This window comes from Methylobacterium sp. UNCCL125, assembly GCF_900116795.1.
In the GTDB taxonomy this organism is placed as follows: domain Bacteria; phylum Pseudomonadota; class Alphaproteobacteria; order Rhizobiales; family Beijerinckiaceae; genus Methylobacterium; species Methylobacterium fujisawaense.
The window spans coordinates 16825-37995 of the sequence record NZ_FPBW01000031.1 but is presented as its reverse complement, the minus strand read 5'-3'; the positions used below and the strand labels follow the sequence as shown (position 1 = coordinate 37995).

The window sequence follows — 21171 nt, the reverse complement described above, 5'->3', positions numbered from 1 at the left end:
GCCCCTACCTCGTTTGGTCGAGTTCAGCGCCCGCATCGGTCGGGCTAGCGTCGGATCGCGAGGGGCCGAGTCCGCGGCTGCGTCGGGCCGTAGAGGTCTCGCGCGTCCGAGATGGCACTGCCTCATCCGGGGACCCGAGATCGAACGATGGCGTTTCCACGCGACTTGGCCACCCTCGAAACCGGACATGCGGCGGGCGTGGCGTGGTCACCGTTCGGCCCGTCCGGCGTCGGTCCTCGCTGGAACGGCGCGGCGCGCGACGAAGGCGCGACCGATGCCATGCCGAAGCTCGGCGTCGCCGCCATCCCGTGGATCGCCCTGTTCGTCTTCGCGCCCGTGATCGGCGAGCAGATCAAGCTGCCGGGTCTCGAAAGGCTGATCTGGGCCTGCGCCGATCTCGCCGCCCTGGTGTTCCTGGTCCTGCGCCGCGACCTTGCCGCGACCCTGTTCGGAAGTCGGTTGCTGCTGCTGACTTGGCCGCTCCTGGCGATCGTGTCGGCTCTGTGGTCCCTGACACCCGGCCTCTCGGCCTATTACGGATTGCAATTGCTCGCGACCATCGTGGCCGGAATTGCGCTGCGCACCACGATGGGGCTGTCGCGCATTATCCGGATTGTCTTCCTGGGTCTTCTGTTCGCTCAGATCCTGTCGGCCATCCTCACGGTCGTGGCCCCGAGCCTCACACGCGGGATGAACGGCGACTGGGCCGGCATCTATTCACACAAGAACGTTCTGGGCTCCATGGCGAGCTTGCAGATCCTGTGCGCAGCCTGCCTGTTCCTCCAGGGTTGGAACCGACTCCTCACCGCTGTGGGGTTCGGCCTCGCGCTGGCGCTTCTCGTGGCAACCCACTCGGCCACGGCGCTGGTGGCGGCGATGGTGGGACTGGCGCCCCTTGCCGCGATCTTCGCGTGGCGGCAGGGCAAGCACGTGACGGGCTTCTGCCTCGGCCTCGTCATCGCACTCGCGGGCATTGGCATTGTCGTGCTCGCCGCGCGAGGCGCAGACATCTCGGCGAGCCTGCTCTCAGACCTCGGCAAGGACAAGACGCTGACGGGCCGTACGATCCTCTGGCAGTTCGGACTCGATCAATTCTGGCGCGAGCCGCTGATCGGTGTCGGATACAGAGCTTACTGGGATAGCCCGCTCACAACGGCCGCATATCTGCATTTCGTGACCAAGCAAAAGCTTTGGTTTTTCCACAACAACTTCATCGACGCCATCGTCGCGTTCGGCATCGTCGGTCTCATCGTCTTTACGGTGACGTTCCTCGATATGGGGCGCCGGGTTATCGCGCACTTCGCGCGCTCGTCCGGATATGTGGAGGCTTGGCCGATCCTGTTCATGAGCCAGCTCTGCGTCCTCATCTGCCTGGAATGCCCGCTCTTCATCAATCACGGTCTGCACCAACTCCTGTTCGCGGCGCTCTTGCCGGTCATGGGGTCAGGGAACGTCGCGGGGCGGATGATTCATGGGCGTGCGGCCTTTCGGGCTTGAGCCGTGTCTGACTGAGGCGGCGGGGCTTGGACGCGGACGCAGCCACGAACTCCGACGGCCCCCCGTCTCGTGAGCCGGCACCACACAGAGGTGAACACGATGTATTGTTTTGGAATTTCCTTGCGTCGTTTTCCGGAACGGCACGCGTACATCTCCCGTCATCTCGCCGCAGCCTGGGGGCCGGATTTCGAGGTTGCCGGGTACGAGGGCGTGGTCCCGGATCCGCGCGTTCCGCCCCCGCCTCATCTGTCACCTGGGCAGATCGGCTGTGCGATGTCCCACATGGCCGCCTACGAACGCCTGATCGCCCGCGATCTGCCCTATGCGCTCATCGTCGAGGATGACATCGTCCTGCCGCCGCAGATCCACGGGATCGTGGCTGGCATCGAGGCCGCCCTTCGGCCGGGCGATGTCGTCTTGATGTTCAACTGGCCGAAGAACATCGGGGTTTTCAGTACCGTCGATGCGGTGCAGATCGGCAAACACCGCCTGTGCTTGCCCATGCAGATGAGCGGTCTCGGCTCCACGGCCGCCTATGTAATCACGCGAGAGGCGGCCGAGGGGATCCTGCGCGTCAATCGACCCGTCGTGGTCACGTCAGACAACTGGAACTATTTCTTCGAGAACGGCGCACTCACCCGCGGTCGCGTGATTTCACCGAATGTCGTCGCCTTGAAGCCGTTCGAGTCCACGATTTTCCAGTCCGGCTCGAAGCTCGGCGCGTTCTTGAAGAGCAATGCCCTATTCAAACCCCTGCTTGCTGCGCGGCGCAGAGTCCTGACGGAAAAGATGCCCGTCAACATGACCTTCACGAACGAGATTTCACCCTTCGCGTGACATGAGCCGTTCCCGAGCCCGGATCAGGCCGAGGGACAATTGTACGCTGTCTTTGCGATTTTAAGACTGGCTGCGCAGGCTGCCCGTCCGTCAAAAATATTTAAACAAATTCGTTTTATGTGCGTTAATACTGGATGACCATACGTTTCAATGAGGGTTTGTCCGGGTCTGTCGCTCCACCTGTCCGCCGTGATGCGCGGCGGAAGCGTCCGCTCGACGTTCGCAGCCGGAGGCCGCCATCCGCCGCGGCGAAGACCAGCATCCTGTCCCAATGACGGCTTGCGCAACGGCAGCCCCCCTGATCGCCCGGTGTGGTTCGGCCGAGCGGTTTGCCGGTCACATGGCGACCCGGAAGGCCGCGCGCCCGTTGCGGATGATCGACACCAACGCTCCGACGATACAGGTCAAGATGGCTCCATCGATCACGAGAAGGGTGATGGTCCGATTCCATAACCGGTCGAGACCGAGATTTGTGGTGACGATGTCGGGCCGCGCCGGGTCGGCCATCACCACGAGGTCGAAATTGGCGGCCTGCGGGCCGGAGAAGACGTAGTTCACCCGCCGTGTCGTGCTGCCCCGAGGCGTGGATAGCGTCAGTGTCGCATTGCAGATGTGGATGACGAGCTTGGCGTTGCACTTGCCATCTGCCACCCGTGCGCGCGGGACAGGCTGCGCCGTCTCGCGGACCTGCCAGTCCGAGATCAAGACAGGGGCCGTGTAGAGCGCGCTGGCTGCCAGGATGCCGCTGAACAGGACGAAGCCGAACAGCACTCCGAAGATCACGGTCCAGCTGGTGCGCTCCGATGGCAGCCGCAGGGTTTCCTCGGCCTCTGTCTTCGCAGGGGGAGTCATGGCGATCCTCAAGCAGGATGGGTTTCGAGAGGGACGGCGGGGGTCGCGATCGGCGCACGTTCGGCCAGAAGGCGGCGAGCCTGATGGGCCGCTTGATAGCGGGCGATCAGATCGGCGAAATCCTGCGGCTTCATCTTGCGCGGCAGCCCGACCGTGAGGGTCACGATGCGGCGCTTGGGGTCGAGCTTCATCGCGTGCCGGCCCGGTGCCCGCTCCGGCCAGTCGGCGCCGGGCAGCAGCAACAGCCGTATTGCGATCCCGCCGCGGCTCAGCGTCATGTCGAGATCCGCGATGGCCGCCCAGGGTATCACGCGGTCGAGGCCCGGCGCCGTCAGCCCGGTCGGACTCAGGATCAAGGTGATCGGCTCCCCCCGCGCCAGCACGAAGGCGCCGGCAACGCAGAAAACAGCGGCAAGGGCCAGCATCACGACCAGAAGTACGCGGGCCTCGTAAGGCGACAGGCCGGGGATGCGGACCAGCGCGAGCGGCAGCGCCGCGGCGGCGAAGAAGCCGCCGCTCACCGCGAGCACGAGGCCACGGGCACGGTGGCTGGCGCGCAGCACCCGATCCTCGGGACCGACTTCCGCGGCGGTGGCCTCCAGATGGGCGCGCGCGGCTGCCTCGCGCGCCTGGACTGCGCCAAGGAAGTCCTGCGTTGCGGCCCGGCACAGGCCGGACGGATCGGTGAAATAGGCTGCGAGCTGTTCGCGGGCGCGAGCCGGAGGCGGGGCTCCAGCGGCCGTCAGCAGGTCCGCATTGACCGCCAGGCCGAGGGCCGCGATGCGCTCGCGGGTCGGCGGATGGGTGTCGGTCGGGTGGGCCTGTCCGTCTTCGAGACGCGCTGCCGGGTCGTCGAGGCCGCGCGCCATCGCCCGGTCGAGAGCCGCCGCCACGAGATCGGAGGAAGCCGCGGCCGGCGCAGCGGCAGCGGTCTCCAGAACGTCCACGATGCCCGGACGCACGGCGCCGGAGCGGAGGAGCGCCCGGGCAGAGGCGGCGGACGAGGTCGCAGCCGCGCCGGCTGCATCGGCGGCGAATTCGCGCTTCCGGCTCCAATGGCGCACGGCAAGGTGAAAGCGCTCCATCACGAACAGGCCCAGCCGCACCGACGGTCCGAGCAGGCCGAGACCGCCGCGCTCGCGCTCCAGGAGCGCATCGAGGGAACGCCCGACGCCCGTGTAGATCGGCAGGAAGCGCTGACTGTAGGCGGTGTCGCCGCCGGCATAGTGAGCGAGTTCGTGCCCGATGATCGCCGCCGTCTCGTCCACGCGCATCAGGGCCAAATAGGGAAGCGGTACGTAGAGGATCCGGCCCTCGAGACGCGTGCCGCCCGGTTCGAGTACAGCCGGACCCGCGCTGACGAAGAAGCCCTCGGTGAGGCCGACGACCAGGGCCTCGGGCTTAAGCGCGCCCATCCGATCGGCAATCGCTTCGACGAGGCGCCAGAGACCCGGAGCTTCGGCCGGCGCGATCTGGCGCCCGAGGATCGGCAGAGGCTCGGGCTCGAAGGCAACGAGCGCTTGGCGCAGGCCGATCAGTGCGCCCCCCGCGGCGATGATCGTGCCGCCGGCCGCAGCGGCCGCGAGGCCCAGGAGCTTTGCGCCCCCGCCGGTGAAGCCGCCCTGGATGAGCAAGCCTGCCTCGAAGAGAACGATGGCGACGAAGCCTGCGGTCGCCGCGACGATCTGAGCGGCGAGCACGACGGGGAGCAGCCGCCGCACCAGCGAAAAGCCATGAACCAGCGTCTGGCGGGAGGTGCGTCCGACCTGCCCGAGCACACCGCCGACGGCCAGGACGAGCAGGGAGAGCGTTACCGCGATGCCGCCACCGAGGACCGCCACCGGCGGCAGCGTGCGGCGCCAATCCATCACCGCAGCGAGGGTGCCGGCTTCGTCGCGGGCCTCGCGCGCCTTCACCACGGCGTAGGGGCCGCCATAGAGGTGGCCGTCGTGGCGGAACTGCAGGCGGAAATCGGGGCGCCCGTCCCGGGGAGCGCGGGCCTCCAGATCCGCCACAGCCGCGGCGAGCCGGTCATGCTCGGTCGCGAATTCCCTCCAATCGTCGGTTCCGCGCTGGCCCTGCCAGAGTCCGAGCAGCAGGATTGCGAGGGGCAGCAACACGGTGGCCGCGATGAGGCTCGCGAGGATGCGCATACGCGAGCGCTCTGGCAGGGACGTTTCCTCGGCGATGGCTCGCTCCTGAAGTGTCGTCGGCACGATGGCCGTGCGCCCAGCCAATAGGCTGGCCACGCGGATGATCAGTCAACGTGGAGACCGAGATTGGACCAGATATAACCATGATGAGAGGCAATAAAGATTGGGCGCAATCGATCTGATATCCGACATGGGTTCGGGATTTCTACCCAATCCATGAATCGCGTCAATAGAATGCTGCCGGGTTCAGTCGGATCTGCCGGCGCGTCCCGCCGGTGCGCGTCGGCGAACCTGGCTGCGGGCAAGGCCGTGATGAGCGCCGTCCAATCTCGCGCGTCTCGCGCTCCGGGCTCAGCTCCGGCTGTCGCAGATCCATTCGGCGCGGTCGGCCGGCGCGGTCATCGAAGACATCGGATGCATTCCGAGCGGTCGGTCGGCCTGTCGGTCGGCCTGTCGGTCGGCCGATGTCGCGGGGCGCATGCTGCCGGCTCGTCTGAATCCGACGGGTGGGCGGCGGCGCAGTATATTGAGAGAGATCAATGCTCAGCTGTAGTATCACAATCAAGGATGCCGCGATTGCGAGTTGCGACCCGGCGTGGCTGTTCAAGCGATCTGCGCCGCAGGGCGCTCAGGCCAGCTTCTCGCACGAGACCCGTCTTCTTCCGCCGCGAGGAGAAACCTTGATCATGGCGCCGAGCCGACACAGGCCCCCTCCGGAGTATCTGCCCGCATCCAGCCATTCCGCCGCGGCAGCGCAAGTCGACGTGTCCGTCCAGCGCAGCCCAGGGTGAGGCCGGGGCGGCGAAGCGCGCGGGGTGCACGGGCACGGGCACGGCGCATGTGCGCCTCATCCTGCAGGCGCAGTTGCAGAGATCGCGGCGCTTCGCGCCGAAGACCTGCACGTCGATCGTCTAACAGAAGACTCTCCTGATACGGGAGAGAGCGGCCCGGCTTCGAACGGCTCTCGGCCGGCTCGTCCGAACCATCGACGGCACGCGTGCAGACGGGTTCGGGATATGCAATCGATGCAGTCTCGACGAATAAAATTCGGTGCCGATCAGCGCGAGAATATTTGGATCGGTTGCATATACAATAATCGGAGGGGCCCGTGACAGGCAAAATTGCATCACCTTCAGCCGATATCGATCAGGCCGTCGTGCAGTCCAAAGCCGCCCGCGTCGGTGCCGACGTCTTGGCCCTGTATCGCCAACTTGCCGCGACGCTTCGACAGAAAGGCCGGTCCGAGGCAGCCGCCATGGCCCACCTCTCTGATCCCACCGCGCGTGCGGCGCACCGGTGCGCCTTTCAGCTCTACGGTACCGCAGCCTCCGAACTCGACGATGTCATCGCGGATCTCCTCGCCAGCCTCGAACGGCCGTTCACGGAGGTCTCGACGGGTCCGATCTTGACCGTTGTGGTTGGTGACGGGACGGGCCCGTAGATCGCGATCGCAGTGGCGCAGAAAGCAGGCTGCTGGCAGAGGCTGCGGTTTGGACGCGCGTCAGGTCGGCCAGGGCTCGAGCAGACGCCGCGGACAGGCCGGTCTCAAGCCGTGGGCGCAGAATGGTCTGGGTCTCGATGCTCGTCTCTGCGATCTGCGGGCGCGTTGCACTGGACAGGACATCTTGCAGACGGTGTGGTGTCTCGAGATTTTCAGCGGAAAAGTCCCACCCTCGGTGGGATCTGTTCGTGGGTTATCGGAATTCGTCGGTGCGCTATCGATTGGGCCTGCATTGAGGGGTGCTGCGTCTGAAGCAAACGGCATCCCTGCGCACGACCGCCCCGCCTGATCGCGACCCGTCGCGCGCTGGTTGCGGGCGTGCGGGCGATCACGGTGCGACCGACTTCAATACGAAGGCGGGCGTGGGAAAGCCGGCTCGTGCCAGGGCTCTGAAGGCTCTGCAGACGGGACATGATCGGCGCCGTTGCCGCCAAGGCTTGTGCGACGCTCAAGCGCAACCCCGAGGGGCACTCTTTCGATACAGGGTCGACGGGGCCGCTTCGGTCGCCCCTCTATAGCGGCGCGTCATCGCGGATTATGCCGAACGGCGTTGTGTCCGTGCTCGGCGATCGGGCTCAGCCGCTTGGGCGTGATGGCCGGCTCTTGTTGTGCCGGTCCTGTGCGCGCCCGGCATCTGACGATGTTCGATGTGCGGCCAAGTCCGTGTCGGTACGGATCATCGCCCCGGGCTGTGCCCATTCTCCGCAGGGCTCAGGCGCAGACGTCGTGGAAAAGATAGAAGCCGAGGCGGCTATTCGCCTCCTGGGCCGCTTTGGACTGGAAACTGACCGGCCCATCCGACTTGCTGCGGACCGTGTAGCCGAATGCCCAGCTCTCCGCGTCGAGGAAGCTCGGAACCGGACGGTCCTCGCGCACGGCGCAGCACAGGCCTGGCTTATGCTTGCGGCAAAACACGTTGTAGGCGTCGCGCAGTTGCTCTCGCATCGGCAGGGCCCTCCCTCAGGATTGCCCTTTTGGCGGAACACCGGCGTCCCAGTCTTTGATCCAGCGCAACGATCGAACTTTCGCCTCCCGGGCCGCCGGGAGGATCCGCCGGATCCGCGTGCTTCGGCTCATGGGCCTCCCATACGGGCTACGCTTCCCTGTCGTCCGAAGTCGCGCCCTGCTTTCGCCGGACAGAAGATCGATTGCACGCGCTCGGTCGAGCGGGCCGCGCCGATGGGCATCGAGAACTGATCCATCCCCGTCTCACAACGGTGGAATGGCCCGAATGGTGTCTCGCGTACCCTGCATGGTCAGCACAGGGCCGACTTGGCTGAGAGTGGACACAGGAACGCCGATCTCTCCGCCTCCCAACAAGCGCCGGCGGGCGACGATCGCCAGGAGCGTGGTTCCGTCCTGCCCGACCCTGACTTCGCGGACGCGCCCGACGCGCACACCCTGATCGGCATAGAGATGCCGCCCGCGCAGCGTGGGCATCAGAGACGCGGCGTTTTCCTGGATCACGGAATTTCCGCGGTCCATGAGCGGCGAGCGAAGCTCCTGGGCGGTTGCCGTGCGCGCAAGCGCGATCAGAGCCAGCAGGCATATCCGGCCGGTATGATGTCGCGACATCTGACGCGCCTTCCTGGCTACGGGCAGACAGCGTTCCGACGCAGGCCCGGTGAGGCATCCGGATCGATCCGGGCTGCCCTCCCGCCATCTCGGCGGGGGCTGACCTCAGAGTGTCCGTCCTCCCGCCGTCGAAAACGCGGTCGATCCGAATTTTTCCGCACCGCGCTCGAAGCGGCACATTGCCAAATGAAACGATTCAAGCGGAGCCGGAATATCGATCGCGACTGGCTTATGAGGCTGATGAAAGAAACTTATTATCGTGTTTCACGCGAAATTTTTTAAGTCCAGCTCCTGCGCTGTCATTTCCAAATTGCGAAACAATTTTTCTCGCGCCTTGACCTAAATCAAATCATGTCCCCGATAAATACGCTTTCCGGAATGTCAAAACCGTAATCCGACAACGGTCACCGCCGCAAGACAACGGCGGCTCCATCGGTTTTGTTGATGTACCAGACCATCGCGGTCCTGTTCGCATTCGTCTTCGCCTACAGCCTCGTGGCGGTCCCGCTGGAGCGCAGTCCACTGGCCGGCGCCGTGATCTTCGCCGCCTTCGGCTTCGCTGCAGGGCCGGCCGGGTTGCGCATCATCACGGTGAACGCCGAGGCCCATCTTCTTCAACGGTTGGCCGAGTTCACGCTGGCCCTCGTACTGTTCACGGATGCCGCCAAAGCCGACCTCGGCGTGCTGCGACGCTCATACGCGATCCCCGGACGTCTCCTGCTCATCGGATTGCCGCTTACAATCCTGTTCGGCTTCCTGGTCGGTACCATTCTATTCCCGGAATTGGGCTTCCTCGAATGCGCCCTTCTCGCGACGATCCTGGCGCCGACGGATGCGGCCCTCGGAAAGGCATTGGTCACGAATCCGGACCTCCCGGGCCCGGTGCGCGAAGGGCTGAATGTGGAGAGCGGCCTGAATGACGGCATCTGCGTCCCGGTCCTTCTGATCTTCCTGACGCTCGCCGCGGGATCCGATCCGGGGCGGCCCCCGCTGGATCTTGCGGTCCACAATTTCGGCACGGAGATCGGTGTCGGCCTCGTCGTGGGCGGCGGGTTGGCCGTTCTGGGCGTCGGGGCCCTGCGCTATGCCGGCAATCGCGGCTGGATCGACTCGGCTTGGCGGCAACTCCCCACGGTGGCGCTCGCGCTTACGGCGTTCGCGGCCGCGCAGGCTCTGGGCGGCAGCGGCTTCATTGCATCCTTCGTCGGCGGCCTCGTCGCCGGTGGCATGGCGCGGCACCGCGTGGTCAAGCACGAGCTGCTCTGCGCGGCCGAGGGGGCCGGCGACGTCCTGGCCCTGTCGACCTGGGTGCTCTTCGGGGCCGTCGTGATCGCGCAGGTCCCGCAGCGGCTGACCTGGGCGGTCATCGTCTACGCGGTCTTGAGCCTCACCGTGATCCGCATGCTTCCGGTCTGGCTGGCTCTGACGGGCACGGGCCTGAAGACGGACGGCAAGCTGTTCATCGGCTGGTTCGGTCCGAGAGGGCTCGCCAGCGTGGTCTTCGCCGTCATCGTGCTCGCGGCCGATCTTCCCGGACGTCAGGCCCTGACGACGACCGTCGCGGCCACCATCATCCTCAGCATCCTCGCGCACGGCTTGACCGCGAACGCGCTCACCGCAGCCTTCGCGCGCCGCGCCAATGCCGCCGATCCGGGGCAAGCCGGCAAGCCTCCTTCGGCCGGTCTTGAGACGGCCCCTGAACGGAGCGTCGCGCGCCGACAGGGGCCACATGCTGTCTCGGCCGATCAAGCGGGCGACCGCTGACGCCATACACTGCGGTGCGCTTCGGCGAGCAAGGGCGCCTGATCCTTGATCTCGCTCAAGGGGGCGCTGGCGAAGCGGCGTACTGTCTCTCCGGCCAGGAGAATTCACGATGCCGACTTTGGCTCCCGCACGGCCATCGTCTGACACGCGCCGCCACGAGAAGGACGATCGGCTGATCGCGGCCGCGCAGGCGCTGCCGGAGCTTCGGGTGGCGGTCGCCCATCCCTGCGCCCTGGCCTCCCTGTTGGTCGCCGGGCAGCGGGCGGCGCGTCTGATGCCCGAGGTCTAGCCGATGACCCCGGTCCTGCTCGTCCTGAATGCGGGCTCGTCGAGCCTCAAGTTCCAAGTCTTCACCCTCGGCGATGGCGAAGAGCCGCAGCGTATCTTCCGGGGCCTGTTCGAGGGGCTCCGTGAAGCGCCACATCTGCGGATCCGTGATCGGACCGGCACGACGGTGGCCGACGAGGACTTCGGCAGCGACGGGGCGTTCGGCCACGAGGACGCGCTCCTGCACGTGGCCGCCTGGATGCGCGCGCACAGTGGCGGCTTCGAGCTGGTCGCCGTCGGGCACCGGATCGTCCATGGCGGGATGACCTATTGCGAGCCCGTGCGCGTGACTGCGGAGGTCCTGGAGGCCCTGGAGCGCCTCGTGCCGCTGGCTCCCCTCCACCAGCCGCACAATCTCGAGCCGATCCGCATCTTCCGGCGGCGCTTCCCCGATCTGCCCCAGGTCGCCTGCTTCGACACGGCCTTCCATGTCGGTCAACCGGAGATCGCCCGGCTTTTCGCCCTGCCGCACGCGATGATCGAGGGCGGCGTGCGCCGCTACGGCTTCCACGGCCTGTCCTACGCCTACATCGCCTCCGCGCTGGCGGAGTATGATCCCGCCCTGGCGGCCGGACGCGTGGTCGTGGCCCATCTCGGCAACGGCGCCAGCCTGTGTGCGCTGAACCGCGGCGCCAGCGTCGCCACCACGATGGGCTTCTCCGCCCTCGACGGGCTGCCCATGGGGACGCGCTGCGGCAGCCTCGATGCCGGCATTGTGTTCTACATGCTCCGCGAGATGAAGCTCGGCCCGGACGAGGCGGAGCGCATGCTCTACACGCAGTCGGGCCTGCTTGGCGTGTCGGGGATCTCGAACGACATGCGCACGCTGCGCCGCGTCGCGGCGCGCGAGCCCGATGCCCGCCGAGCCATCGACCTGTTCGTCTACCGGATCGGTCGTGAACTCGGCTCCCTCGTCGCCGCACTGGGCGGCATCGACGCCCTCATCTTCACGGCCGGCATCGGCGAGAACGACGCCGCCACCCGTGCGGAGGTCCTGCGGGGTGCCGCCTGGGCGGGATTCGAACTCGACGACGCGGCCAACGCCTCCGGCGGCCCCCGCGTGACCCGGGGTCCCGGGCCGACCGCCTGGGTCATTCCGACGGACGAGGAACTGATGATCGCGCGCGGCACGCGCGCCGTGTTGTCTCGGCCCAGGAGCAGCCGGCCGCAGCCGGCGCTTTGAACAACGGGAGCTTACCATGGACGCCGTGAGAACCAGGTCGCCGGCCGATCTCGAACTCGCCGACGAGACCTTCATGTCGGCCGCCGAACTCGGTGCCTACACGGCCAAGTTGAAGGCCGCCAAAGCCATGAAGGCGCTGAAGGCCGAGGACCAAGCGAGCCAGGCGCGGGCCGAGCTGATCAAGACTCTGTCCAAGACCATCGAGCTCACGCCCGAGAAGGTCCAGGAGATCACGCGGCCTCTCCTGCACAAGCTCCGGGTCGCGGCCGAGCAGGGCAAGAACGAGTTGCTGGTCATGCGTTTTCCGAACGCGATGTGCACCGACAGCGGGCGAGCCATCAACAATGCCGAGGCGGACTGGCCCGACACCCTGACCGGGCGGCCCCGGCAGGCATACGAGTTCTGGCGCGAGCGACTGCGCCCCCTCGGCTATGGCTTGTCGGCGATGATCGTCGACTGGCCCGACGGCATGCCGGGCGATGTTGGTTTCTTCCTGACCTGGGTAAAACTCCACGTGTGATTCAGGACGCCCCGGGATGGCGATCATGACCGAGCAGCGGACACAGACCGCCACCTCAGCGGGTGAACGACCTGCGCTCCCGGATCTCGTCGCGTTGCTGAGCGCTGGCTGAGGTCACGGCGAAGCGGGTGACGATCCTGGCCGCGCGGGTTCTCTCCGTCGAGGAGCTGAACGGCGGCCAGATCGACGCGGAAATCTGAAGCTCCAGACGCAGCGGGATGCGACGCGTGACGAGGCGACGCGGGCCCGTTTCGATGTCTCGATCGCCCGGCTCGAAGAGTTCAAGGCCGGGCTCGGGCTTTGAAGGGTCGATGTCCGGGCGCGCGGCCTCCCCTCAGTGCAGTTCCGGAACGAAATGCCCCTTGGTGAGAGTGTCGTCGTAGGCCTTGTCCTTGAGGCGCTTCGGCAAGACCACGGCCTCGCGCTTCACCTCCTTGTAGGGGATCAGGCTCAGCAGATGGGCGATGCAGTTGAGACGGGCGCGCCGCTTCTCATCTGAGCGGACGATATGCCAGGGCGCCTCATCGATATCGGTCGCCGCCAACATCTCGTCCCGGGCGATCGAGTAGTCGTACCAGCGACTGTAGGACTCGAGGTCCATGGGACTGAGCTTCCACTGCCGGAGAGGGTCATCGATCCGGGCCAGGAAGCGGCGCTTCTGTTCCTTCCGGCCGACTTCGAGCCAGAACTTGATCAGCTGCGTTCCGCCGCCCACGATGAAGCGCTCGATCCGCGGGCACAGATCGAGGAAGCGGCGATATTCAGCGTCGCTGCAGAACCCCATGACGCGCTCGACGCCCGCGCGGTTGTACCAGCTCCGGTCGAAGATCACGATCTCGCCGGCCGCCGGGAAGTGCTCGATGTAGCGCTGAATGAACATCTGGGTCTTCTGCCGGTCGGAGGGGGCCGGCAGCGCGGCCACGCGAAACACCCGCGGGCTCACCCGCTCGGTGAGCGCCTTGATCGTGCCGCCCTTGCCGGCAGCGTCACGTCCCTCGAAGACCACGACGATGCGCGCGCCGGATCTCCGGACCCAGTCCTGCAGATGGCAGAGCTGCACCTGCAGCGCGCGGAGTTCCCGCTCGTACGCCTTGCGCTTGAGCTTGGGCTGCGCCAGCCCCTCGTCGGTGGCTTCGTCGTCGGTCTCGGGCTCCTGTGCCCGCGTCGCATCGTCCGTCACCGCCCAGCCTCCTCATCCTGCCCGGCTCGACCGCGCACGGTCACTCGGCCGGCATGTGCTCCTGCGTTCCGGCCGGCTCCGCCGCCGCGTCGTGCCGCGTCCCGTTCCCGCCCAGAAGGCCCCAGGCCCGCTCACGCAGGCTCTGGAACAGCACGTAGAGGGGCGGGATCACGAAGATCCCGATGAAGGACGCGGCGATCATTCCGCCGAACACGGGCGTCCCCACGTTGCGCCGCGCGAGTTGCGAGGCGCCGGCGGCGATGACCAGCGGAAACAGGCCGAGGATGAAGGCGAAGGAGGTCATCATCACGGGCCGGAAACGCAGGCGCGCGCCCTCGGTCGCCGCCTCGTGGAGCGGCACGCCCCGATCGCGCTGCTCCTTGGCGAACTCGACGATCAGGATGCCGTTCTTGGCTGCGAGTCCGATCAGCACCACCATGCCGATCTGCGCGTAGAGGTCGAGGATGAGCCCGCCCCACACCATCGCCGCGTAGGCGCCCAGGATCCCGACGGTGACCGACAGCAGCACCGGGACGGGGATCGTCCAGCTCTCGTAGAGGCCGACCAGGAACAGGAATGCGAACAGGACGGCGAAGCCGAGGATGATCGCGGTCTTGCCCTCGGCCCGCTTCTCCTGGAACGCCGTGTCGGTCCACTCGCCCGCGAACCCCGCCGGCAAGGTGCGGCCCGCGACCGCCTCCATGGCGGCGAGCGCCTGGCCCGACGAGATGCCCGGCGCCGGAGAGCCCTGCACGGTGACCGCCCGCAGGTTGTTGTAGCGGATCAGCGCCGGTGGTCCGACCACGATCCGCGCTTCCGCGAGGGAGCGCAGCGGCACCATCTCGCCGTCCTTGTTGCGCACGTTGATGCGGTAGATGTCGTCGATCCGCGTGCGATCGGCGGCCTCGGCCTGGACCTGCACCTGCCACGTGCGGCCGAACAGGTTGATGTCATTGACGTAATAGCCGCCCAGCGAGGCCTGCAGCGCCTGGAACACGTTCTCCAGCGGCACCCCGAGGATCTGGACCTTGTTGCGGTCGATGTCGAGAAACACCGAGGGGTTCGTGGCCGAGAACGTGCTGAAGACGCGGTTGAGCTTCGGCTCGTCGTTCGCCGCCACGATCAGCCCGCGCACGACCTGGGCGAGGTCCTTCGGATCGCCGCCGCGCAGGTCCTCCAGGACGTAGGCGAAGCCGCCGCCGGTGCCGAGGCCGATGACGGGAGGCGGCGCCAGGGGCACCACGGTCCCGCCCGGGATGTCTCGGAACTGACGGCCGAGCCGGGCGATCACGGCCGCCGCCCCGTCCGCGGCTCCGGTGCGTTCCTCGAACGGCTTGAGGGTCACGACCAGGAAGGCCGCGTTGCCCTGCGAATAGTTGTCGATGAAGTTGAGGCCGATCACCGATGTCGTGTCGGCGACCACGTGCTCCTGCCGCAGGATCGCCTCGGCATGCGCCACCACCTCGGCGGTGCGTCCCACCGCGGCGCCCTCGGGCAGCTGCACCACGACGAAGAAGGCGCCTTGATCGTCCTCGGGCAGAAAGCCGGTGGGCGTCATCTTGGCCAGCTGCAGCGCGCCGTAGGCGGCCGCGCCGGCGAGTACGAGCCCGATCACCGAGAAGCGCACGATCCGCGCCACCACGGCACCGTAGCCGTCGCGCACCCGGTCGATCGCCCGCATGACGACGCCCATGATCCCGCGGCGGGGACCCTGATGCGGCCGCAGAAGCACGCCGCACAAAGCCGGCGACAGGGTCAGCGCGTTGACGGCCGAGATCAGCATCGCGACCGCGACGGCGACCGCGAATTGTCGGAAGAGCTCGCCGGAGATGCCGGGGACGAAGGCGACCGGCACGAAGACCGAGAGCAGCACCAGGGTGATGGCGATGATCGGCGCCGTGATCTCGGCCATCGCCCGCTTGGTGGCCTCCCGCGGGGAGAGATCGGGATGCTCCTCCATCACGCGCTCGACGTTCTCGACGACCACGATGGCGTCGTCGACGACGATGCCGATGGCCAGCACCAGGGCGAGGAGCGAGACGGAGTTCGCCGAGTAGCCCACCGCCTTCAGGGCGATGAAGGTCCCGATCAGGCTCACCGGCACGGCGAGCGTCGGGATGAGCGTCGCGCGCAGGCTGCCGAGGAACAGGAACACCACCACGACGACGAGCACGAAGGCTTCGATCAGGGTCTTGCGGACCTCGCGCACCGTCTCGGTGATGAAGGTGGTCGGGTCGTAGGTGACCTTCCAGGCGAGCCCCTCGGGGAAGGACTTGGCCAGCGCGCCGACCCGGGCCTGGACTTCCTTCAGGGTCGCGAGGGCGTTCGCGCCGGGGGACTGGTAGATCGCCACCACCGTGGCGGGGCTCCCGTTCAGCCGTGTCTCGCGGTCGAGATTGGCGGCGCCGAGCTCGATGCGGGCGACGTCCCCGAGCCGCAGCACGGACCCGTCCGGATTCGTGCGCAGGATGACGTTGCGGAACTGCTCCGCGGAGTTCAGGCGCCCCTGCGTCTGGATGCTGAGCTGGAGCTGCTGCTCGTCCGAAATCGGGCGTGCGCCGATCCGGCCCACGGGAGCCTGCACGTTCTGCGTGCGGATCGCTGCGATGACATCGCCCGTGGTCAGGTTGAGACCGGTGAGCTGGTCGGTCCGCACCCAGGCCCGCATCGCGTAATCCTGCGGCCCCCACAGGGTCGCGTCGCCGACGCCGGGCGTGCTCTTGATGCGGTCGAGCAGGTTGATCGTCACGTAATTCGAGATGAAGAGCGGGTCCTGCATGCCCTTGGGCGAGTAGACCGCCAGCACGCCCAGCAGCGCGGAAGATTTCTTCTTGACCGTGACGCCCTGCTTGCGGACGTCCTCGGGCAACTTGGCCAAGGCGATCTGAACCCGGTTGTTGACGTTGACGGCGTTGATGTCCGGATCGGTGCCGAGTTCGAAGGACCCGGTGAGCGTGTAGCTGCCGTCGTTGCCGCTGACGCTCTTCATGTAGATCATCTTGTCGACGCCCACGACCTGAGACTCGATGGGCTGTGCGACGGTCGATTCCACCACCTCGGCGGAGGCGCCGGGATAGGTCGTCGTCACCGAGACCTGGGGTGGCACGATGTCGGGGTATTGCGCCACCGGGATGGTGAACAGCGCCAGCGCTCCGGCGATCGACGTGACGATCGCGATCACCACCGAGAGGCGCGGCCGGTCGACGAAGATCGCCGAGACCATGGCGTCAGATCCTGCCGGCCGACTGGGCGATCGGGTTCGCCTGCACGGTGATTCCGGGCCGCACCCGCTGCAGGCCGTCGACGATGACGAGCTCCCCGGCCGACAGGCCCTCGTCGATGACGGCATCCGGGCCGGTACCGGCGGAACCGAGTTTGACGCGCCGGGTCACGGCCCGCCCATCCTCGACGACGAAGACGTAGACCCCGCCCTGGTCGGCGATGAGCGCCGCTTGCGGGACGACGATCTTCTGCTCGGGCTCCCCAATCTGAAGGGCGACCTGGACCAGCTGCCCGTCGCGCAGCACGCCCGCCGGGTTCGGCATGACGGCGCGCACCAGGACCGTGTCGGTCGTGCGGTCGACGCTGATGTTGACGAAATCGACCCGTCCCACCTGACCGTATTCCGATCCGTCCTGAAATCGGATCCGGATGCCGACCTTGCTGCGGTCGGGGCTTTTCGCGCCCTGCTGGTAGCGCAGGAACTCGCGCTGGCTCACCGGGAAGGTGACGTAGATCGGGTCCTGGCTGACGATCGTGGTCAGCACGCCGCTGTCGGGCCCGACGACGTTGCCCTTCGTCACGCTCGTTCGGCCGATCTGGCCGGCGATGGGGGCGGTGATATCGGTGTAGCCGAGGTTGATGCGGGCGGTCTGGAGATTGGCCTCGTCGCCCGTCACGGCGCCCTTCGCCTGATCGAGGGCGGCCCGTGCTTGATCGCGGGCAACGACGGTCCCCGAATTCCGGTCGAGCAGCTCCTGTGCCCTCTGCAGTTGGATGGCGGCCAGAGCCTGCGCCGCCCTGCCGCGCTCCAGGGCGCCTTCGGCTTGCCTGACGGCGGCTACGAACAGATCGCGCTCGATCCGGTACAGAGGGGCCCCTGCCTTCACCGGATCGCCCTCCTTGAACAGGACCGCCTCGAGATAGCCGGTCACGCGGGCGCGCACCTCGACGCGCCCCACCGCCTCGACCCGGCCGACGAAGTCCAGCGCCCTGTCCAAGGCCTTGCGCTGCGCCGTCACCGTTCCGACCGCCAGCGCGGCAGGGGGCTCTCCCTCGCCACGCGCCGAGGGGCCGGGACCGGTGATCAGCAGGGCAACCAGCACGAGAAGGGGGACGCGGACCATCGCAAAGCCTTGCCGCACCGTCTCACGGCTGCGGGGTGGTATTCTGGCAGCTTTCCGCGGGATCGCTTGATCGAGCAGGACGCGTCCGAGCCGAAGCTGCGGCCTCCCCCAGCGCGTTTCGGTCCGTGACCGACGCTCCCGCATGAAACGCCCCGTGCCAGGGTGAGCGTGGTCGTGCGCGCTGGCCGCGTGACGGCTGCTGCGACATCCGGCGCTTTAGCCCCGTCCGGCCTTGTCCTGATCCGGCAGGTCCGGGTGACTCCCGTCGCGAAACAAGAGCGCCTGCAACCGCCCAGGGCCGAGCACGCGGCCAAGCTCTCGAAACGTGAAATATGGGATCAGGGCGACGGTCATGATCAGGACGACGGACGCCCAGCCGAGGACGCCCCCGCCGCCGATCATCGGCACGCTATCGACCAGCGTCTTTCCCCGCCAGAGCCCGATTGCCATATCCTCAAGCGCGTAGAAACAGACCATCAGCAACGCGAAGAGGCCGGACCGGGTCAGGATCGGATAGAGCAGTGGACCGCTCCGAACGGCTGTCCGGGTGTCGAAATGCTCGGCAATCAGCATGATCTTCGCCAAGATCCACGCATTGAGGAAGGCCAGCCCATAAAATCTATAGACGATGCCGTGACGCGACAGGACGGCATGCTCGTGCAGGATCAGAATGCCAAATATGACCCATAAATAAACAAATATACCGATAAAACTCTTTAGTTCTGCTAAAATTCTTGTTCCGATGCCTTTCATTCGATTGCGGCGGTTGGATTTCGGATGATTTGATCCGTCGGCATCGCCTTCCGAAATGCGAGGGTGTGAAGTGATCATGGTTCGATCCAGCGACCGAGCGTCAGGCTATTGTCGGCGCCTTCGGGCGATGTGTCGTCCTTTCAAGGTGTTTCACGGTGAAGCCCGTCCGATGGCTCGCGTCTCGATCTATGCCTGACGCGGAACGGACGCGCGGCTGGATGCGACAGCCGCCGGACAATTTTCGACAGGGTTCCTGTCTGGCCGCTCCGCGGTATTGGCTAAGCCCCATGTTGGATTTGACGCAGCGCGAGCCTGTTCAGGATTGCAGACATTCGCGTGGGCGGCTTGATCGGGTGAGACGTCGTGAATTCGAGGGAGCACCCGATTCATGGCGTGTCTGCTTTCCGGCTCCGATCGCGATCGTATGCCGGCCGATGTGGTTCGACCGCGCCATCCCGGCGTTCGGCAGCGCCGCTCGGCAAGGCGTTGCCGGGGTCTGACGGGTGCGTTGAACCTGTCGGAACGGCGCCGCGGACCGGTCTTGCCCCCGCAACATCCGGGCGCTACCTGGGGAGCGCCGACACCAAAACATCAAGATTGTCCCAAATCATCAAGCATCAAATTCGGCTTTTCTCTATGTAAACATTCGTACTGATCGTGGCATTTGCTGCAAGGCTTCGGAGGGCGTCATGATTGCTCGTCGGTCACCTGCGCTGTCGGCCTTGTCCGGGGCCATGCTTGCGGCCGTAAGCTGCTTCGCCTGCTTTCCGGCATCTGCCCAACCGCTCATCGTCAGGGTCAATCCGCGTCTGGCCCAGCAAGGTGTCCTCATGTTCGGCAACGAACCCGGCACGATCCAAACGCTTTTCGACACGGGACCGCGCTATAGCGATCCGAGCGGTGTGCGCGTCGGCCGGGGCAGTCAAATTCCGGGATGGCTGGAACTCGGATCGTTCCAGAACGTCGCGATGCCCGGCCTGAACCCGGTCGGCTACTACGGCTATTACATCTCTCCCGATGATCGCGCGGTCATCGTCGACCTGGATTCGCGTCAGGTCGTACAGGTCCTCCGTCGGTGAAAGGAGGGACCTGCCTAGATCCGCGGCGCCTGGAACTTCCCTGACGGGTCAAGTCGGGCGGCGCGCCGTCGAAACTCCCGGGGATGGGGCCACCAAGCCATTTCCAGCGCGACGAGGGCGCGAGCCGGAACAGGGGCCCGACCGACGGGATCGTTCGGCCGCCCGACCTTGCCGGATGCCCGGTCTTCGAGACGGGAAGCCGCTCTCCGCCCTGGGCCAAGGGTGGCCGATAGCGATCCCGGATCGGCGCGCCGGTTCGATCGCATTGTGACGCCCGCCCGTCGCGAGACAAAGGTCAAGCTTCGTCCGGCGACCCGAATTCGGGTGTCTCTCACAGGATCAGTGCAAGCGCTGACTGTGACGATGATAGAGATTGAACAGCAGCAAACCACATATCGCCGCTGCATTCACGAAGAGGGCCCAGCCATAGCTGCTGATATGGGGCGCCACAGGATACTCGATCGCGCCGAGGCCCAGCAGTAGGCCGAAGCCTGCCATGGCTGAAAAAATACCAGCGAATACAATCATATCCGCCTCCAAAAGTATTTTTTCCTTACGCTTCACCGTTCGAAGCGATTTCATTAAAATATTATCAGGACGGACGAGCATACTCAAGAGGTGTTTATCCGGTTCCACGAGGCGGTGCGCGCCCAGGGCTTGCAGACATGCGAGCAGGGCCAAGCTGTCGCGACGATTATAAAGTCTTCAATCCACCTTTTCTCGGTCCCGCCCGTCGCGATCAAGGCGCGTGCGACGTTCAACCTGCGCCAATGATCGCACTGGCCGATACGAGGCCCCGCCACGCGTTGGCACGTGACGGTCACATCCCGTGCCGGGCCAGCGCGAGGAAGTCATCGGATGGGACTGGAAGCGGCCGGTCCGTCCCGCAGGGCCCGACTGCCAGGCTGATCCGAATGGCCCGGCAGGTCACCGCCGGCCGGCCGCTGCCAAGCTGGTTCGGTCGACGATCTCGACGGCACCCCGTCGCAACGCGATCAGACCGGCCTCGGCCCATTGGGCCAGGATGCGGCTCACCACCTCGCGCACGCTGCCGATGTCGTCCGCGAGCTTCTGGTGGGTTACCGCGGCCACGCCCTGCGGACCGGCTTCGGACAGAAGCCGCTGGGCCAGCCGCTGTTTGAGCGGCGAGAACGCGACCTCGTCGATCAGCGTGAACAGGCCGGTCATCAGCCGGGTGTAGTCGCCGAGAACAAAGCTGCGGAAGGCTGCGCTTTCACCCATCAGGTGTTGGAATGTGCCAACCGGAAGGGCTGCGAGTTCGGTTCTCTCCTCGGCCACGCTCTGGGCCGGGAAAGTGCCGCCGGACAGGAGGCACTGCGTTGTCAGCGCACAGGTGCCGCCCGGCCCGACCTTGTAGATCAGAACCTCACGCCCGCTCTCCGACATGCGAAAGATACGCGTCCGTCCTTCGAGACACATCAGGTAGTGGGCGCACTCGCCATGGAGTTCGTAGGCCGTCGCGCCGGCCTCGAGCACCGGGAATTGCACGGTGCCCCGCGCGATCTGAAGATGCGCGGAACTGAGCGCCTGAATCGGAGGAAAGCGCGCGATCCAGCGCTCGAGCTTCTGCGCGTCCGTCATGG

18 protein-coding genes are annotated in these 21171 nt (G+C 66.3%); 8 read left to right on the top strand and 10 right to left on the bottom strand.

All coding sequences use genetic code 11. From position 1 onward, the window contains the following. Window positions 1–147 precede the first annotated feature (147 nt). Both BM396_RS25880 and BM396_RS25875 read left to right on the top strand, forming a co-directional pair. Window positions 148–1497 (top strand): O-antigen ligase family protein, encoded by a 1350-nt coding sequence (locus BM396_RS25880; protein ID WP_244538960.1) that lies wholly within the window; start codon window positions 148–150, stop codon window positions 1495–1497. A 210-nt stretch (window positions 1498–1707) separates the two neighbouring features. After that, window positions 1708–2334 (top strand): glycosyltransferase family 25 protein, encoded by a 627-nt coding sequence (locus tag BM396_RS25875; RefSeq protein WP_280142414.1) that lies wholly within the window; start codon window positions 1708–1710, stop codon window positions 2332–2334. Between the two features lie 336 nt (window positions 2335–2670). On the opposite strand, the gene BM396_RS25870 is transcribed toward BM396_RS25875, so the two are convergent. Both BM396_RS25870 and BM396_RS25865 read right to left on the bottom strand, forming a co-directional pair. Further along, on the bottom strand, window positions 2671–3198 hold the full coding sequence (locus BM396_RS25870; protein WP_244538958.1) for a hypothetical protein: 528 nt from the start codon (window positions 3196–3198) through the stop codon (window positions 2671–2673). Beyond that, window positions 3195–5339, bottom strand: a complete 2145-nt coding sequence (locus tag BM396_RS25865) for a M48 family metallopeptidase (RefSeq protein WP_244538957.1) — start codon at window positions 5337–5339, stop codon at window positions 3195–3197. Before BM396_RS25865 ends, BM396_RS25870 begins: the two co-directional genes overlap by 4 nt. A 1255-nt stretch (window positions 5340–6594) precedes the next feature. Here BM396_RS25865 and BM396_RS25860 point away from each other — a divergent pair. Then, window positions 6595–6780, top strand: coding sequence for a hypothetical protein (locus BM396_RS25860; protein WP_091995024.1), 186 nt, complete (start codon window positions 6595–6597; stop codon window positions 6778–6780). A gap of 771 nt (window positions 6781–7551) precedes the next feature. Here BM396_RS25860 and BM396_RS25855 read toward each other — a convergent pair. Both BM396_RS25855 and BM396_RS25850 read right to left on the bottom strand, forming a co-directional pair. Beyond that, entirely contained in the window at window positions 7552–7785 is a 234-nt protein-coding gene (locus BM396_RS25855; RefSeq protein ID WP_043385796.1) for a hypothetical protein, read from the bottom strand. A 264-nt stretch (window positions 7786–8049) separates the two neighbouring features. Then, entirely contained in the window at window positions 8050–8415 is a 366-nt protein-coding gene (locus BM396_RS25850; RefSeq protein WP_043385799.1) for a hypothetical protein, read from the bottom strand. A gap of 444 nt (window positions 8416–8859) precedes the next feature. Between BM396_RS25850 and BM396_RS25845 the strand changes: the two genes are divergently transcribed. The 4 genes from BM396_RS25845 (at window position 8860) to BM396_RS25830 (ending at window position 12209) form a co-directional block, all read left to right on the top strand. Next, complete coding sequence (locus BM396_RS25845; protein WP_081948725.1) at window positions 8860–10179, top strand: cation:proton antiporter domain-containing protein; 1320 nt, start codon at window positions 8860–8862, stop codon at window positions 10177–10179. Window positions 10180–10288: 109 nt separating this feature from the next. Continuing rightward, the gene (locus BM396_RS25840) at window positions 10289–10468 is read left to right on the top strand and encodes a hypothetical protein (protein ID WP_043350350.1); all 180 of its coding nucleotides are present in this window, start codon (window positions 10289–10291) and stop codon (window positions 10466–10468) included. Window positions 10469–10471: 3 nt separating this feature from the next. Continuing rightward, the gene (locus tag BM396_RS25835) at window positions 10472–11689 is read left to right on the top strand and encodes an acetate/propionate family kinase (RefSeq protein WP_043385802.1); all 1218 of its coding nucleotides are present in this window, start codon (window positions 10472–10474) and stop codon (window positions 11687–11689) included. Window positions 11690–11705: 16 nt separating this feature from the next. After that, window positions 11706–12209, top strand: a complete 504-nt coding sequence (locus tag BM396_RS25830) for a hypothetical protein (RefSeq protein ID WP_043385805.1) — start codon at window positions 11706–11708, stop codon at window positions 12207–12209. 334 nt (window positions 12210–12543) lie between these two features. Here the strand turns inward: BM396_RS25830 and ppk2 are convergent, their stop codons facing one another. From ppk2 to BM396_RS25810, 4 genes are all read right to left on the bottom strand, one after another. Beyond that, window positions 12544–13326 (bottom strand): polyphosphate kinase 2, encoded by a 783-nt coding sequence (gene ppk2 / locus BM396_RS25825; protein WP_051976182.1) that lies wholly within the window; start codon window positions 13324–13326, stop codon window positions 12544–12546. Window positions 13327–13429: 103 nt separating this feature from the next. After that, window positions 13430–16612: an efflux RND transporter permease subunit gene (locus BM396_RS25820; RefSeq protein ID WP_043385810.1), complete on the bottom strand. Its 3183-nt coding sequence runs from the start codon at window positions 16610–16612 to the stop codon at window positions 13430–13432. Between the two features lie 4 nt (window positions 16613–16616). Then, complete coding sequence (locus BM396_RS25815) at window positions 16617–17735, bottom strand: efflux RND transporter periplasmic adaptor subunit (protein WP_043385813.1); 1119 nt, start codon at window positions 17733–17735, stop codon at window positions 16617–16619. 216 nt (window positions 17736–17951) lie between these two features. Beyond that, window positions 17952–18566, bottom strand: coding sequence for a hypothetical protein (locus BM396_RS25810; protein WP_081948726.1), 615 nt, complete (start codon window positions 18564–18566; stop codon window positions 17952–17954). A gap of 611 nt (window positions 18567–19177) precedes the next feature. On the opposite strand from BM396_RS25810, the gene BM396_RS32320 reads away from it, so the two are divergent. After that, complete coding sequence (locus BM396_RS32320; protein ID WP_139231656.1) at window positions 19178–19567, top strand: hypothetical protein; 390 nt, start codon at window positions 19178–19180, stop codon at window positions 19565–19567. Between the two features lie 339 nt (window positions 19568–19906). Here the strand turns inward: BM396_RS32320 and BM396_RS32315 are convergent, their stop codons facing one another. Further along, window positions 19907–20182, bottom strand: a complete 276-nt coding sequence (locus BM396_RS32315) for a hypothetical protein (RefSeq protein WP_139239543.1) — start codon at window positions 20180–20182, stop codon at window positions 19907–19909. A gap of 312 nt (window positions 20183–20494) precedes the next feature. Next, window positions 20495–21169 carry a Crp/Fnr family transcriptional regulator gene (locus tag BM396_RS25800; protein WP_043350376.1) on the bottom strand — a complete coding sequence of 225 codons (675 nt, stop codon included), beginning with the start codon at window positions 21167–21169 and terminating at the stop codon, window positions 20495–20497. Between the last annotated feature and the right edge of the window lie 2 nt (window positions 21170–21171).

Bases quoted from the DNA above. Each gene is read 5' to 3' on its own strand.
- BM396_RS25865 (WP_244538957.1), bottom strand. From the start codon at position 5,339: ATGCGCATCCTCGCGAGCCTCATCGCGGCCACCGTGTTGCTGCCCCTC.
- BM396_RS25880 (WP_244538960.1), top strand. From the start codon at position 148: ATGGCGTTTCCACGCGACTTGGCCACCCTCGAAACCGGACATGCGGCG.
- BM396_RS25850 (WP_043385799.1), bottom strand. From the start codon at position 8,415: ATGTCGCGACATCATACCGGCCGGATATGCCTGCTGGCTCTGATCGCG.
- BM396_RS25855 (WP_043385796.1), bottom strand. From the start codon at position 7,785: ATGCGAGAGCAACTGCGCGACGCCTACAACGTGTTTTGCCGCAAGCAT.
- BM396_RS25840 (WP_043350350.1), top strand. From the start codon at position 10,289: ATGCCGACTTTGGCTCCCGCACGGCCATCGTCTGACACGCGCCGCCAC.
- BM396_RS25800 (WP_043350376.1), bottom strand. From the start codon at position 21,169: ATGACGGACGCGCAGAAGCTCGAGCGCTGGATCGCGCGCTTTCCTCCG.
- BM396_RS25860 (WP_091995024.1), top strand. From the start codon at position 6,595: ATGGCCCACCTCTCTGATCCCACCGCGCGTGCGGCGCACCGGTGCGCC.
- BM396_RS25820 (WP_043385810.1), bottom strand. From the start codon at position 16,612: ATGGTCTCGGCGATCTTCGTCGACCGGCCGCGCCTCTCGGTGGTGATC.
- BM396_RS32320 (WP_139231656.1), top strand. From the start codon at position 19,178: ATGATTGCTCGTCGGTCACCTGCGCTGTCGGCCTTGTCCGGGGCCATG.
- BM396_RS25835 (WP_043385802.1), top strand. From the start codon at position 10,472: ATGACCCCGGTCCTGCTCGTCCTGAATGCGGGCTCGTCGAGCCTCAAG.
- BM396_RS25830 (WP_043385805.1), top strand. From the start codon at position 11,706: ATGGACGCCGTGAGAACCAGGTCGCCGGCCGATCTCGAACTCGCCGAC.
- BM396_RS25845 (WP_081948725.1), top strand. From the start codon at position 8,860: ATGTACCAGACCATCGCGGTCCTGTTCGCATTCGTCTTCGCCTACAGC.
- BM396_RS25810 (WP_081948726.1), bottom strand. From the start codon at position 18,566: ATGATCACTTCACACCCTCGCATTTCGGAAGGCGATGCCGACGGATCA.
- BM396_RS25815 (WP_043385813.1), bottom strand. From the start codon at position 17,735: ATGGTCCGCGTCCCCCTTCTCGTGCTGGTTGCCCTGCTGATCACCGGT.